General features: G+C 69.7%; 14 protein-coding genes. 12 read left to right on the forward strand and 2 right to left on the reverse strand.

The genetic code is table 11. The annotated features are described in order from the left end of the window. Positions 1 to 533 precede the first annotated feature (533 nt). From CFB49_RS06515 to CFB49_RS06570, 12 genes are all read left to right on the forward strand, one after another. Complete coding sequence (locus tag CFB49_RS06515) at positions 534 to 716, forward strand: Flp family type IVb pilin (RefSeq protein ID WP_050013708.1); 183 nt, start codon at positions 534 to 536, stop codon at positions 714 to 716. 89 nt (positions 717 to 805) lie between these two features. Then, positions 806 to 1,288 (forward strand): A24 family peptidase, encoded by a 483-nt coding sequence (locus CFB49_RS06520; protein ID WP_089490924.1) that lies wholly within the window; start codon positions 806 to 808, stop codon positions 1,286 to 1,288. Positions 1,289 to 1,305: 17 nt separating this feature from the next. Then, positions 1,306 to 2,340, forward strand: a complete 1,035-nt coding sequence (gene cpaB, locus CFB49_RS06525; RefSeq protein WP_069617135.1) for a Flp pilus assembly protein CpaB — start codon at positions 1,306 to 1,308, stop codon at positions 2,338 to 2,340. Between the two features lie 63 nt (positions 2,341 to 2,403). Then, positions 2,404 to 3,786: a type II and III secretion system protein family protein gene (locus tag CFB49_RS06530; protein WP_069617136.1), complete on the forward strand. Its 1,383-nt coding sequence runs from the start codon at positions 2,404 to 2,406 to the stop codon at positions 3,784 to 3,786. Positions 3,787 to 3,800: 14 nt separating this feature from the next. Beyond that, the gene (locus CFB49_RS06535) at positions 3,801 to 4,184 is read left to right on the forward strand and encodes a CpaD family pilus assembly lipoprotein (RefSeq protein WP_089434845.1); all 384 of its coding nucleotides are present in this window, start codon (positions 3,801 to 3,803) and stop codon (positions 4,182 to 4,184) included. 21 nt (positions 4,185 to 4,205) lie between these two features. Further along, positions 4,206 to 5,429 (forward strand): AAA family ATPase, encoded by a 1,224-nt coding sequence (locus CFB49_RS06540; RefSeq protein ID WP_069617138.1) that lies wholly within the window; start codon positions 4,206 to 4,208, stop codon positions 5,427 to 5,429. Beyond that, entirely contained in the window at positions 5,426 to 6,868 is a 1,443-nt protein-coding gene (locus CFB49_RS06545; protein WP_089491425.1) for a CpaF family protein, read from the forward strand. The genes CFB49_RS06540 and CFB49_RS06545 overlap by 4 nt, the downstream gene beginning before the upstream one ends. After that, positions 6,865 to 7,842, forward strand: coding sequence for a type II secretion system F family protein (locus CFB49_RS06550; RefSeq protein ID WP_089434847.1), 978 nt, complete (start codon positions 6,865 to 6,867; stop codon positions 7,840 to 7,842). The genes CFB49_RS06545 and CFB49_RS06550 overlap by 4 nt, the downstream gene beginning before the upstream one ends. Then, positions 7,839 to 8,780, forward strand: coding sequence for a type II secretion system F family protein (locus CFB49_RS06555; protein WP_089434848.1), 942 nt, complete (start codon positions 7,839 to 7,841; stop codon positions 8,778 to 8,780). The genes CFB49_RS06550 and CFB49_RS06555 overlap by 4 nt, the downstream gene beginning before the upstream one ends. Further along, the gene (locus CFB49_RS06560) at positions 8,777 to 9,634 is read left to right on the forward strand and encodes a tetratricopeptide repeat protein (RefSeq protein WP_089490925.1); all 858 of its coding nucleotides are present in this window, start codon (positions 8,777 to 8,779) and stop codon (positions 9,632 to 9,634) included. Before CFB49_RS06555 ends, CFB49_RS06560 begins: the two co-directional genes overlap by 4 nt. After that, positions 9,631 to 10,059, forward strand: a complete 429-nt coding sequence (locus CFB49_RS06565) for a TadE/TadG family type IV pilus assembly protein (protein WP_069617142.1) — start codon at positions 9,631 to 9,633, stop codon at positions 10,057 to 10,059. The genes CFB49_RS06560 and CFB49_RS06565 overlap by 4 nt, the downstream gene beginning before the upstream one ends. Further along, positions 10,052 to 11,092 carry a TadG family pilus assembly protein gene (locus CFB49_RS06570; RefSeq protein WP_069617143.1) on the forward strand — a complete coding sequence of 347 codons (1,041 nt, stop codon included), beginning with the start codon at positions 10,052 to 10,054 and terminating at the stop codon, positions 11,090 to 11,092. Before CFB49_RS06565 ends, CFB49_RS06570 begins: the two co-directional genes overlap by 8 nt. Here CFB49_RS06570 and CFB49_RS06575 read toward each other — a convergent pair. Together CFB49_RS06575 and CFB49_RS06580 are read right to left on the reverse strand one after the other, a co-directional pair. Continuing rightward, a complete protein-coding gene (locus CFB49_RS06575; RefSeq protein ID WP_249190251.1) occupies positions 11,056 to 12,333 on the reverse strand; it encodes a glycosyltransferase family 87 protein in 1,278 nt (425 codons plus the stop codon). The two genes, CFB49_RS06570 and CFB49_RS06575, sit on opposite strands and share 37 nt — an antisense overlap. 16 nt (positions 12,334 to 12,349) lie before the next feature. Further along, complete coding sequence (locus CFB49_RS06580) at positions 12,350 to 13,426, reverse strand: glycosyltransferase family 2 protein (protein ID WP_089490926.1); 1,077 nt, start codon at positions 13,424 to 13,426, stop codon at positions 12,350 to 12,352. Between the last annotated feature and the right edge of the window lie 37 nt (positions 13,427 to 13,463).

Genomic DNA, 13,463 nt, shown 5'->3' on the forward strand with positions numbered 1-13,463 from the left:
CGCGGAACGTGTTTCGCGCGACGCCGCTCGGCTATCGGAATTCGATACCCGGGCAATAAAGAGGACCGCCCGGCAATCGAAAACTGAACAAATGCGTAAATTGTGCGCGATTCGGAAAATCATTCCGCCCGGCGCCGTAAGACTATTAAAGTGGATGGCGACCACATAATGCGGAGCCGCGATAATACGCCGACTGGCGGGATCTCCATTCACTTGTGAACAGGTTTTTCCATAAATACATTTCGACGCTAAATTATTTGAAAACGCCAAAAAAATTGTCTATACCCTAGACGAACGGCTGGATCCGCATTGCGTCGATGCGGGCAGGTAACAAGCGAGTGCGGGTCATGGCGGATTCCATTGCCGCCGAACTCGCGTTGCAGTGATCGAATGGATTCCGGGGGATGCGAACGGCCCGTTGCCAGGCCTGCCGCATGAGTCATGAATGGGCGAAACGCAGTGAACGCCACCGAAGCAACGCCGCGTCTTTACATTCAACGGTCGATCAACGACCCCGTCACACGGAGGTTGTCATGCTGCACTACGTCAAATCCCTGCTGCGCGATGAACGCGGCGTCAGCTCGCTCGAATACGCGGTCCTCGCCGGCATCGTCGTCGTCGCGCTGGCTGCGGTCGGGGTGATCCTGAGCAGCAACACCGGCGGCCTGCCGGCCGTGTTCACATCGCTGATCAACAAGGTCACGGCGCTGATCTGATCCCCCTGAACCCGCGCGCCGCCGACGAATACACGGATCCGCAGCGGTACGACGTATCCAGCCGGGGCGCGCCGACGGACGGCTCTCCGATGCTCTATCTCGTACAGTCGGCGGCGACGCTCGTGCTGATGTCGCTCGTGCTGCAGGACGTGCGCACGCGGCGCCTGTCGAACCGCGCGGTCCTCGCGTTCGCGATGCTGTATTTCGTCGCGGCCGCGCTCGCGCGCGAAGGGCTCGCGCAGCTCGCCGCGCACGTCGCGACCGCCGCGGCGATGCTGCTGCTGTTCGCCGGGCTGCGTCACGCCGGCTGGATCGGCGGCGGCGACGTGAAGCTGGCGGCGGCCGTCTTCCTGTGGGCCGGCCCGGCGCTCGCGTTCCCGGTGTTGACGATCGTCGGGGCGAGCGGCGTCGCATGCGGTGTCGCCATGCTCGCGGCCGTGGCGTGGCAGCGTCGCCGCATCGCGCCGGCGCCTGCGATCGACACGCGCGGCGTGCCGTACGGCATCGCGCTCGCGCTCGGCGGCGCACTGGCCGTCTGGGCACCGTTTCCTCACGCGGTTTCGCTCACCTAGCGGGGACGCACGCCGCCATGCCCAAACCTCTGAGAATGGCCGTGCTGATCATTGCTGCCGCCATCGGTGCGTTCCTGCTGCGCCAGCTCTATGTCGCCGCGTCGACGCCGTCGGCGCCCGGCGTGGCGAGCGACGTCGACGTGCGCGTCGCGGCGGCCGACCTGCCCGAAGGGCTGCTGCTGCGCGACAACGATCTCGCGTGGAAGCGCATGCCGCGCGCGCAGGTGCCGGCCGGCGCATTCGTCGAGTCCCAGCCAGGCGCGGACCTCAAGGGCGCGCTGCTGCGCAGCCGCGTGGACGCCGGTGCGCCGATTCGCGCGGACAACGTGATCCCGGCCGGCGCGCCGGATTTTCTCGCGGCCGCGCTGCAACCCGGCATGCGCGCGATCTCGGTGCCGGTCGACGACGTGTCGGGCAACGCGGGGCTGATCCAGCCGGGCGACTTCGTCGACGTGGTGCTCACGCAGCAGATCGGCGGTTCCGCAACGACGCCCGGCACGTTCGAAGCCGAGACGGTCGTGCGCCGCGCGCGCGTGCTCGCGGTCGGTTCGGAATTCCAGCGTGCGAAGACGGCCGCGAGCGCGCCCGACGCGCCGGTGCGCGCGCGCACGGTCACGCTCGAGGTCGCGCCGCGCACCGCGCAGGTCGTGCTGGTCGCGACGCGCCTCGGTTCGCTGTCGCTCGCGCTGCGCAGCTTCGCGACGAGCGACCGCCGCCAGGCCGCGGGCGGCGACGAACAGGAGCCCGATACGCCGCCGGTGTGGGCCGGCGACGTCTCGCGCGCGTTCCGCGATGCGACGCGCTCGCCGTCGGCGAAGACCGACACGGGCATGCGGCCGGCTCCGCAGGGCAACACGGTCGTGATCTATCGCGGCTCGTCGGTGGACGACGGTTCGCGTGGCAGTGGCGGCGGCGGTGGCGTCGGCATGCCGGGCATCCCGCCGCTGCCGTCCGGCTGGCCGGGCACGCCGGTTGCGCCGCCTGCGCCCGCGGTGGGCAATGCGGCCGCCGACACGACGGCGCAAGCGCCGCGGGCGGCGCTCGCGCAGTGACGCGATGACGAGGTGTCGATTGGGATCCGGCCGCCCGGCGGCCGGCATTTGACGGGAACACGCATGGTGCGCATGGTTCGTTGGATCGCTTGCTGGTGCCTGGCCGCCGTCGTCGCGCCGGGTGTCGCGTTCGCGCAGCGCGCGCAGGCGGCGGACGCCGGCGCGGCATTGTCGATCGCGACCGGCAAGGGCGAGATGCTGTCGCTGCCGGAACCGGCGACCGCGATGTTCGTCGCGGACCCGAGCATCGCGGACATCCAGGTGCCGTCGCCGCGCACCGTGTTCGTGTTCGGCAAGAAGGCCGGCACCACCACGCTGATCGCGCTCGGCGCGAATCATCGGCCGATCCTGCGCCGGACCGTGATCGTGCAGGTCGACACCGCATCGCTGCAGACCGTGCTCGACAGCCGCTTCCCGCAATTGAAGCTGTCGGTGTCCGGCGCGCCGGGCTCGCTGATGGTATCGGGCAAGGTGCCGAGCGCGGCCGACGCGGACGCCGTGATGCAGTCGCTCGCGCCTTATGTGAACGACAAGGAAAAGATCGTCAACCGGCTCACGCTGTCGCGCCCGATCCAGGTGAACCTGCGCGTGCGCGTGACGGAAGTGAGCCGCAACATCACGCAGCAGCTCGGCATCAACTGGAGTTCGCTCGGCGCGGCAGGCAACTTCATCGGCGGGCTGTTCAACGGGCGCACGCTGTTCGATCCGACGAACCGGCTGTTCAACCTGTCGCCGACCGGCGCGTATTCGGTGGTGGGCGGCTTCCATGCCGGGCGCTGGTCGATCGACGTCGTGCTCGACGCGCTCGATCAGGAAGGGCTGATCACGATGCTCGCGGAGCCGAACCTCACCGCGATGTCCGGGCAGACCGCGAGCTTCCTCGCGGGCGGCGAGATTCCGATTCCGGTCGCGCAGGCCGGCAACACGACCGGCGCGATCACGGTCGAGTTCAAGCCGTTCGGCGTGTCGCTCGACTTCACGCCGACCGTGCTCGCCGACAACCGGATCAGCCTGAAAGTGCGCCCGGAGGTGAGCGAGGTCGACCCGAACAACAGCGTGACGACCGGCGGCGTCACGGTGCCCGGGCTCTCCGTGCGGCGCGTCGAGACGACGGTCGAGCTGTCGAGCGGGCAGAGCTTCGCGATCGGCGGGTTGCTGCAGAGCCAGACGGCCAACACCGTGTCGCAGATCCCGGGGCTCGGCCGGCTGCCGATCATCGGCCGGCTGTTTTCGTCGAAGAACTTCCAGGACAACAAGACCGAGGTCGTCGTGATCGTGACGCCGTACATCGTGCAGCCGACCGGGCCGGGCCAGCTCGAGCAGGCGCTCGACACCGTCGCGCGGCCGAGCAGCGACCTCGAGTTCGCGATCCAGCGCAATCTCGGGCTCGACCTGCTGACCGGCGACACGCCGCGTCTCGTCGGCGCCGCGGGCTTCGTGTACTGACCGGAGGAGCACGCATGCGAGTCCGAACCCTGTTCACCGCGCCGTTGCCGCTGGCGCTCGCGGCGTGCCTGTCGGCGCCGCCGCCGATCAACCTGCCCGATGCGCGCGCGATCGGCTTCGACGGCGTCCGTGCGGTGCCGCCCGACTGCGCGAAGCTGATGCAGCCGTCGCATCTCGTCGATGCCGGCTTCGGGCGGCCCGGCGTGCCGTTCGGCTGCGCGACCTACACGAATCTCGCGACGATGCTCGCGCGGCCGGAAGACCTCGTCGCGCCCGTGCCGTACGGCGGTGCCGATGCGCAAGTCGCGGCCGACGCGGTGCGCCGCTACGTCGAGGATCGCGTGAAGCAGCCCACGCCGGGCAAGACGCTGACGACGACCGGCTCGCCCGGCCATTGACCCACTTCCGATGCGATCGCGATGCCGCCCATGAACGTCCTCGACCGCCAGAACGCCAAGCACGCCGCCGCCGCCGGTGCGGCGGACCTCATCGCGGTCGTGTCCGACGCCGGCAGCGAGGATGTGATCCGCCGCGTCGCGCAGGACCTGTCGATCGCGCGCGCCCACGTGCAGCCGGGCAACTGCGACGACGCGATCCGGCTGCTGCAGCAGCACGAGCGCTCGCCGCGCCAGCTGATCGTCGACGTATCGGATTCGGTGCTGCCGGTGTCGGACCTGATGCGGCTCGCGGACGTGTGCGATCCGTCGGTGCGGGTCGTCGCGATCGGCACGCAGAACGACGTCGGGCTGTTCCGCAACCTGCTCGGCATCGGCGTGCAGGACTACATCGTGAAGCCGCTGACCGTCGAGCTGATGCGGCGCGCGCTGACCACGACGGAGGCGGTCGTGCAGGTGCGCACGGGCAAGATCGTCAGCTTCGTCGGCGCGCGCGGCGGCGTCGGCACGACGACGATCGCGGTCAGCCTCGCGCGCTGCCTGGCGGGCGAGAAGCGGCGCCGCGTCGCCTACGTCGACCTGAACCTGCACGGCGGCGGCGCGAACTCGATGCTGGGGCTGTCGAGCAACAACGGGCTGATCGAATTGCTGAACATGGAACTGCGCCCCGACGACGCGCTGTTCGACCGCATGTTCGTCACGAAGGGCGACCGCCTGCACGTGCTGTCGGCCGAACTCGCGTACGGCGAGGACGCGTTGCTGCGCGAGGATGCGATCGCGCAGCTCGTCGACATGCTGAAGGACCGCTTCCATTACGTGCTGTTCGACGTGGGCGTCCGTGCCGGCAAGCTGTTCGAGGATGCGCTGACGGCGTCCGATCTCGTCTATATCGTCGCCGATCGGTCGGTGCACGCCGCGTACGAAGCCGCGCGGCTGGCGCGCTTCGTGAAGGAAATGCCGGGCGAGCGGGTGCTGTCGATGGTGTTGAACAATCCGCTCGAGCCGGTCAAGGGGCGCGTCGCGCCGTCCGATTTCGAGGAGGCGTTCGGCGGGGTGCGGCTGCGCGAGCTGCCGCACGACGCGCAGTCGCTCGCGATCGCGGAGAACCTCGGCGAGCCGATCGAAAGCTCGAAACGCCGCGGCTTCCTGGACGAAATCCGGCTGCTCGCGAACGGCATCACCGGCGAATCGATGGCCGTCGCCGAGCCGTGGTATGCGCGCTTCGTCAAATGGAGGAAGGGATCGTGACGTTCGGTACCCGCAAGCGGTCGACGCCGGACCCCGCGCCGGCGGGGTCCGGTGCCGCGCCGCGTGACGATGCGCCCGCGCTGGCCGCGAGCCCGGTGCCGGCGTCCCTGTCCACGTCCGCCTCCGCATCCGCGTCCGCGGCCGCGCGCGCGGCTGCGACGGCCGATACGCAGGAGGCCCTCATCCGTTCCGGCAAGTTCGATGCGATCCGCACCGCGGTGTTCGCGTCGATGAACATGTCGGCGGCGCTGATGAAGACGCGCGACGAGGTGCGCGCGGGCATCGAGCAGGTGGCCGCGCACACGGTCGAGCGCGAGCGCCTGAAGATCACCGCGGGCGAGCAGGTGCTGATCGTCGACGCGATCCTGAACGACATGTTCGGCGTCGGGCCGATCGAGCCGCTGCTCGCCGACGACACCGTGTCCGACATCCTCGTCAACGGTCCCGACCAGGTGTACGTCGAGCGCGCGGGCCGGCTCGAGCTCACGCCGCTGAAGTTTCGCGACAACGCGCACGTGACGAGCGTCGCGCAGCGGATCGCGGCGGCGGTCGGACGCCGCGTCGACGAAAGCAGCCCGATGGTCGATGCGCGGCTCGCCGACGGCAGCCGCGTGAACGTGGTGCTGCCGCCGATCGCGATGCGCGGCGCGTCGATCTCGATCCGCAAGTTCGCGAAGCGCGACATCACGCTCGCGCGGATGGCGCATCAGGGCAACATCTCGCACGGAATGCTGCAGGTCCTGAAGATCGCGTGCGCATGCCGGCTGAACATCGTGATCTCGGGCGGCACCGGATCGGGCAAGACGACGCTGCTCAACGCACTGTCGCAGCACATCGAGGAGCACGAGCGGATCGTGACGATCGAGGACGCGGCCGAGCTGCAACTGCTGCAGCCGCACGTGGTGAGTCTGGAGACCCGGCCGGAGAATACGGAAGGGCTCGGCGGCATCTCGCAGCGCGATCTCGTGCGCAACGCGCTGCGGATGCGGCCCGACCGCATCATCCTCGGCGAAATCCGCGGCGCGGAGGCGTTCGACGTGCTGCAGGCGATGAACACGGGCCACGACGGCTCGATGACGACGATCCACGCGAACTCGCCGCGCGACGCGATCAGCCGGCTCGAAAGCATGGTCATGATGGCGAACGCGAACCTGCAGTTGCTGTCGATCCGGCGTCAGATCGCGAGCGCCGTGCACCTGTTCGTGCAGGTCGAGCGGATGCGCGACGGCGTGCGCCGCGTGACGCGGATCACCGAGATCGTCGGGATGGAAGGCGAGGTGGTCATCACGCAGGACCTGTTCGCGTTCCGCCAGGAGGGCGACACGACGCGCGACGTGGTGAAGGGCGTGTTCGAGGCGTCGTCGCTGCGGCCCGCGTTCGCGCCGCGGGCCGCGTACTACGGCGTCGAGGATGTGCTCTCCGAGGTATTCCGGCAATGAGGGCTGCCGATCTCTTCACGCTCGGCGCGTTCGTCGCGATCCTTGCGGCGGGCCTCGGGCTGTCCGCGTTGCTCGAGCGTGCGCGCCATACGCCGGAGCAGCGCATTCGCGCGCGGCTGCAGCGCCTTGCACCGTCGCTTGCGGGCCGCGACGCCGGTGAGGCCGCCGGGTCCGGTGTCGCGCTGTTCAACCTGCCGCGCCGGCAAAGCCGCGTGCGTGCCTGGATGCAGCGCTACGTGACGCGCGTGCGCGCCGTGGGCGGGGAGCGCGGGCTGCGGATCGTCATCGCGAGCACGATCGCCGGCGCGATCGCCGGGATCGTCGCGGTGAAGCTCGTCGCGCTGCCGAGCGTCGTGCATCCGGCGATTTACGTCGGACTGCCGCTGATTGCGATGCGCGCGAGCTACCGCATGCTGGTCGAGCGTTTCCGGCTGCGCTTTCTGGAGGCGTTCCCCGATGCGATCGACCTGATCGTGCGGGCGGTGCGCGCGGGCATTCCGGTCACGCAGGCGATCAGCACGGTCGGCGACAGCGCGGCCGAGCCGGTGCGCTCGACCTTCCGCACGATGGGGGACAGCCTGCGCGTCGGCGCGGATCTGAAGGACGTGCTGACGCACGCGGCGGACCGGCTGAGGATCGCGGACTTCTCGTTCTTCACCGTCTACCTGCTGCTGCAGCGCGAGACCGGCGGCAGTCTCGGCGAGACGCTCGACGAGCTGTCGAGCATCATCCGCACGCGCCGCGACATCCGGCTGAAGACACGCGCGCTGACGGCCGAGGGGCGGATCACGACGAAGATCATCTCGGCGGTGCCGTTCGTGATGATCGGCGCGCTGTTTCTCGTGAACCGCGCGTACGTGATGCTGCTGTTCGACACGCATGCCGGACGCGTGATGCTGACGATCGCGGCGGTGCTGCTGACGATCGGCCTGCTGGCGATTCACAAGATTTCGAAACTGGATACCGCGCGATGACGACGTCGATGCTGGCCGCCCGCGGCCTCGAACTGTTGCTGCTGATCGCGTGCGTCGCGGCGGCGCTCGCGACGCCGGGCGGCGGCACGCGCCGGCGGATCGCCGTGCGCGTGCAGCAGGCCGCCGGACAGCGGCCGCCGTCGGTGGGAGGCGGGCGTCTGCCGGGCGACGTGCGTCAGGATCTGACGCGACGGCTCGCGCAGCTCGGCGAGCGGCTGCCCGTGCTCGATCCGATGCAGCGCGTGAAGCTCGGGCTACAGTTGACGCGCGCGGGTTTTCGCGAACGGCGCGCGGTGTCGTCGATGATCGGCATCAAGCTCAGTTGCGGCGTGCTGTTCGCCGGCGTGGCGATCGTGTTCAGCCCGTATATTCCGCGCTTCGGCGAATACTTCGTGATCCGTGCGGTGGCGATGATCGCCGCGTTCGTGATCGGCGTGATCGTGCCGGAATACGTGCTCGGCGCGATGATCCGGCGGCGCCGGCGAATCATCGCCGCATGTTTTCCGGATGCGCTCGACCTGCTCGTGATCTGCACGATGGCCGGCAACAGCCTCGTGTCGGGCGTGCGGCGCGTCGCGCGCGAGCTCGAGCGCATCTGCCCGCCGCTCGCCGACGAGCTGACGGTCTGCGCGGACGAGCTGACGCTGAGCGGCAACGTGTCCGAAGCGCTCGCGCATTTCGCGCTCCGCGTCGATTTCGCGTCGGCGCGCTCGCTCGCCACGACGCTCACGCAATCGCAGCGGTTCGGCACGCCGATCACGCAGGCGTTGCGAACCCTGTCGCGCAGCGAGCGCACCGAGCAGATCGTCGCGCTCGAGGAACAGGCCGCGAAGCTCGCGCCGAAGATCACGCTGCCGATGATGCTGTTCATCCTGCCGACGGTCGGCCTGATCGCGGCAGGCCCGGCGGCCATCCGTCTGCTCGAGGTGTTCAAATGAAAGGCTCCGCGCGACGCGCGTTCGCATTCGCGGCCGTGCTGCCGCTGCTGGCCGGCGGCTGCGCGCCGGGCATCCAGACGCGGCCGGCGCTGTCGCACAAGAGCGACGACCCGCAGGCCGAATTGCGCATTGCCGACAGCGCGCTGGCCGGCGGCAACGTCGATCTCGCGTCGACGCTGTACGGCAAGGTGCTCGCCCGGCATCCCGACTCGCTCGCGGCGCAACTGGGGCTCGCCGACGTCAACTACCGCGCCGGCGATCTGGAGCGCGCACGCGTGCTCTACGAGCAGGCGCGGCAACAGGCGCCCGCGGAACTCGGGCCGCAGGTCGGGCTCGCGCGCGTTGCGTTGCGGCAGCGGCGGCTCGACGAGGCCGCCGGCCGCTATCGCGCCTTGCTCGCGGCACAACCGAACCTGCCGCTCGCGGCGCAGGGGCTCGGCACGGTGCTCGACCTGCAGGGCCGCCACGAGGACGCCCAGGCCGTGTACCGGGACGCGCTGCGCGCCCATCCGGACGCGCAGGGGCTGCGCGTCGACCTCGGGCTGTCGCTCGTGCTGAGCAATCGTCCGCGCGAGGGCGTGAACGTGCTGCTCGACGTGGCCGGGCTGCCCGATGCGCCGTGGCAGGCGCGCCAGAATCTCGCGTTCGCGTATGGCGTGCTCGGCAACACCGATTCGGCGAAGAAGCTGCTGTCCGCGGATCTGCCGGCGTCGGCGGTGGCCGACAATCTGCGCGTGTACCAGGCGGTGCGTGCGCGGCTCGCGGCGCGCCCGGCTGCCGATGCGGGGCGGCCGTCGAAGGGCGCCGCGCTCGAGCCGCATACGGTGCCGCCCGTCGCGGCGGCCGCAAAATGACACGCGCGGCGATGCGCGTCCGCCACGCGCGCGGCGTCGTATCCCTCGAGTTCGTATTGATGCTGCCGTTCCTGCTGATGGTGCTGATCGGCATCATCGACGTGAGCCTGCTGCTGTGCGACAAGGCGGTGATCACGAACGCGAGCCGCGAAGCCGCGCGGGCCGGCGTCGTGCTGCGCGTGCCGATGCTGACCCCGACGCAGATCGCCAACGTCGCGCTCAACTATACGCAGAACAGCCTGATCACCGGCGGCACGCCGACGACGCCGACCGTGACCGTGACGCAGGCGAACGGCACGACGGCCGGCACCGCGCTGACGGTCACGGTGACCTACACGTATTCCGGGATGGTGCTCGGCTCGGCATTCAGTGCGCTGACCGGCCCGGTGACGCTCACGGCCAGCTCGGTGATGCTCTATGAATGACGCGGCCGACACGCGATCCGGCGGCACGGCGCGCGAGCGCGGCTCCGTCGCGCTGTTCTTCCTGATGTTCCTGATTCCGCTGCTGTCGTTCGGCGCACTGGCGATCGACATCGCATGGATCGCCACGGTGCGCAACCAGCTGCAGAATGCCGCGGATGCGGCCGCGCTCGCGGCGGCCGATGCGATGATGTCGCCGACCGGCGGGCCGCTGAACTGGTCGCAGGCCGCGCCGGCGGCGAACGGCGTGATCGCGCAGAATTCGGCGGCGGGCGCACCGCTGGCGACCGGCACGGTGACGACCGGCTACTGGAACGTGACGCGCACGCCGGCATCGATGCAGCCGACCACGATCACGCCGGGCCCCTACGACGTGCCGGCAGTGCAGGTGACCGTGTCGCGCGCGCCGGGCATCAATGGCGGCTCGATTCCGCTGCTGCTCGGCGGGCTGCTGGGCATCCCCGGCGCATCCGGCGGCGCGACCGCGATCGCGGTGCTTGCCGCGCCGGGCGGCGTCGCGGCGGGCGGGCTCTTTCCGATCGCGATCGACCAGTGTGTGTACAACCAGTACTGGAACGCGCAGACCAACCAGCCGCTGATCAATCCGCTGACGGGTTTGCCGTACGAGTTTTCGATCACGAACGGCCAGACGTATGGCGCGCTGTGCATGGGCGGCCAGTGGACGTCGTTCCAGTCGACCGCGACCGACACGACGACGATGGGCGGCCTGATGGTGACCGGCAACCCGACCACGCTCAATATCGGCGACAGCATCAATCTCGCGACCGGCGTGAAGGCGACGCTCTACACGTCGGTGCCGGTCGGCACGACGGTCGTGCTGCCCGTCGTCACGCAGACGTCGAGCAGCACCTCCGTGCCGATCGTCGCGTTCGCCGCGTTCCGCATCGACGTGTCGCTGGGCGGCACCTACAAGTACATCCAGGGGCACTTCGTCGCCGGCGTCAAGATGACCGGCGTCGCGACCGGTGTCGGGCCGTATTACGGCGTGTATGTTCCGCCGCGGCTCGCGCTGTAAGTGTTGCGCGCGTCGTGCCGTGCGCGGCGCACCAGCATCAGCAGTGCGAAGAGCGTCACGGCCGGGCCGATCTGCGGCAACTGCAGCCACGGGTTCAGGTATTCGGCGATCGGCAGTGCCCACATCAGCGCGATCGCGGCCTGTTCGCCCCGCAGCCAGCCGTCGCGCCAGCCGATCGACAGCATGCAGGCGATCGGGATCGCGAGCCACGCGAGCTCGTAGTGCCACACGTACGGGTTCGCCACGAGCGTCGCGACCGCCAGGACGGCCGCGCGCACGCGGGTGTCGCGCGATTGCGTCCAGACGACGCAGGCGGCGGCGATCGCGATCGCGGCGATGCCGGCATGGGCGACATACGCGGCGCCGAGCGGCACGCCCGCGAGGCGGAACGCCGCGAACGGCGTCGGCGACGCGAGCCAGAACCCGACGCCATGCTCGAGGATGATCGAGCGGACGAGGCCGGCGCTCGCGACGAACAGGCGCGGCGACTCGATGCCGCAGACGAGCACGCTCGACGCGACGAATGCGCCGGTCGCGAGCGCGGCCCACATGATCGTGCGCCATGCGCGCACGGCGACCAGCACGAACGGGAACAGCAGCGCCATCTGCGGCTTGACCGACAGTAGTGCGATGCAGAGGCCGGCCCACGGCGGTCGACGCTCGGCCCAATAAACGGCCAGCGCCGCACACGCTGCGGTCAGGAACGCGTTCTGCCCGAGCGTCGCGGTGACGAACACGCACGGCGCGGCGATCAGCGCGAATGCGCCGGCGCGCGCTGCGCCGGGGATCGCGCGGAGGCCGGATACGCGCCACGCGGCGAGGCCGAGCATGAGCACGCCGAGCGCGACGAACAGCGGATAACCGAGCGCGAACGGCAGTAGCGCCAGCGGCGTCACGAGCAGCAGATAGGTGGGCGGGTACAGCCACGGCGCGAAGACGTCGCGGGGAAGGTGCGGGAACAGCCCGGTCGTCAGCCGCGAGAAGGCGGAAAAATCGTACGCCTGCGATGGCGCGCCGTGCAGCATGACGTACGACGCGGACCAGAACACCGAGAAGTCGGCGCCCGGGCGCGGCATCACGCCGCCGGTGGCGGACGCGTGACGCGCGACCGCCGTCCAGATCGCGATGAACACCGCGTACGACATCAGCACCAGCACGCTGTACAGGACGACGCGTCGCGACGTGAGCCACGCGACGACCGGCCGCTCGGCCGCGCGTGTCGATTGCCGGAGGATGTCCAATTGACGCGGCCCGGTGCTACTTGAACGACGTCTTGCGGGCGGCGATGCCCGCGGCCGCCGGTGTCGCGGCCCGGCGGCGCGCCGAGGGCGCACGCTTGAGCGGAAACGGCAGCAGCTTCGATGCCGGTCGCGCGGCCGCATCGCGCTCGGCACGGTAGTGCCGCCTCACGAGATAGACGGGGCGTTGCTTCGATTCGTGATAGATCCGGCCGAGGTATTCGCCGATCACGCCGATGCCGATCAACTGGATGCCGCCGACGAACAGCACGACGGAAATCAGCGACGGATAGCCGTGCACCGGATTGCCGTACAGCAGCGTGCGCGCCACGATGAACGCGCCATACGCGAGCGACAGCATCGCGAACGTGAGGCCGACATAGGTCCACACGCGCAGCGGCACCGTGCTGAAGCTCGTGATGCCCTCGAGCGCGAAATTCCAGCGCCGCCATCCGGAGAATTTCGAGCGGCCGCCACTGCGCGCCGCGCGCGTGTATTCGATGATCTCGGTACGGTAGCCGACCCACGCGAACAGGCCTTTCATGAAGCGCCGCCGCTCGGGCAGCGCGCGCAGCGCGTCGACGACCTCGCGGTCCATCAGCCGAAAATCGCCGACGTTCTCCGGCATCTCGACTTCGGAGAGCCGGTTGTGCACGCGGTAGTAGAGCGCGGCGGCCACGCGCTGCATCAGCGGATCGCACCGGCGGTCGGTGCGCTTCGCGGCGACGACCTCGGCGCCGGCGTGCCAGCGTTCGAGCATCGCGGGGATCAGCGCGGGCGGGTCCTGCAGGTCGGCGTCGATCAGGATCACGGCCGCGCCGGCCGCTTCGTCGAGGCCCGCGGTGAGCGCCGCTTCCTTGCCGAAGCGGCGTGTGAGATCCACGACGTGCACGCGCGGGTCGCCGGCGGCGACCGACAGCAGCCGGTCCAGCGTGCGATCGCGGCTGCCGTCGTTGACGCAGACGATCTCGAAGCGCGCCGACGCCACCGACTCGAGAACGGACAGCGTTTCCGCAAAGAATGCGTCGATCGTTTCTTCTTCGTCGTGAAAAGGCACGACGAGCGATATCAGCGGCTTCCTGGCATGCGTCGACACGTTGCGGCCCCCCGGAGAGATTCGGCCTGCGTTGCAC

Source organism: Burkholderia sp. AU17457 (assembly GCF_002223255.1).
Taxonomy (GTDB): domain Bacteria; phylum Pseudomonadota; class Gammaproteobacteria; order Burkholderiales; family Burkholderiaceae; genus Burkholderia; species Burkholderia sola.

Coding starts and splice junctions, on each gene's coding strand:
- cpaB (WP_069617135.1), top strand. CDS start 1,306: ATGCCCAAACCTCTGAGAATGGCCGTGCTGATCATTGCTGCCGCCATC.
- CFB49_RS06520 (WP_089490924.1), top strand. CDS start 806: ATGCTCTATCTCGTACAGTCGGCGGCGACGCTCGTGCTGATGTCGCTC.
- CFB49_RS06530 (WP_069617136.1), top strand. CDS start 2,404: ATGGTGCGCATGGTTCGTTGGATCGCTTGCTGGTGCCTGGCCGCCGTC.
- CFB49_RS06565 (WP_069617142.1), top strand. CDS start 9,631: ATGACACGCGCGGCGATGCGCGTCCGCCACGCGCGCGGCGTCGTATCC.
- CFB49_RS06540 (WP_069617138.1), top strand. CDS start 4,206: ATGCCGCCCATGAACGTCCTCGACCGCCAGAACGCCAAGCACGCCGCC.
- CFB49_RS06570 (WP_069617143.1), top strand. CDS start 10,052: ATGAATGACGCGGCCGACACGCGATCCGGCGGCACGGCGCGCGAGCGC.
- CFB49_RS06555 (WP_089434848.1), top strand. CDS start 7,839: ATGACGACGTCGATGCTGGCCGCCCGCGGCCTCGAACTGTTGCTGCTG.
- CFB49_RS06560 (WP_089490925.1), top strand. CDS start 8,777: ATGAAAGGCTCCGCGCGACGCGCGTTCGCATTCGCGGCCGTGCTGCCG.
- CFB49_RS06550 (WP_089434847.1), top strand. CDS start 6,865: ATGAGGGCTGCCGATCTCTTCACGCTCGGCGCGTTCGTCGCGATCCTT.
- CFB49_RS06535 (WP_089434845.1), top strand. CDS start 3,801: ATGCGAGTCCGAACCCTGTTCACCGCGCCGTTGCCGCTGGCGCTCGCG.
- CFB49_RS06515 (WP_050013708.1), top strand. CDS start 534: ATGCTGCACTACGTCAAATCCCTGCTGCGCGATGAACGCGGCGTCAGC.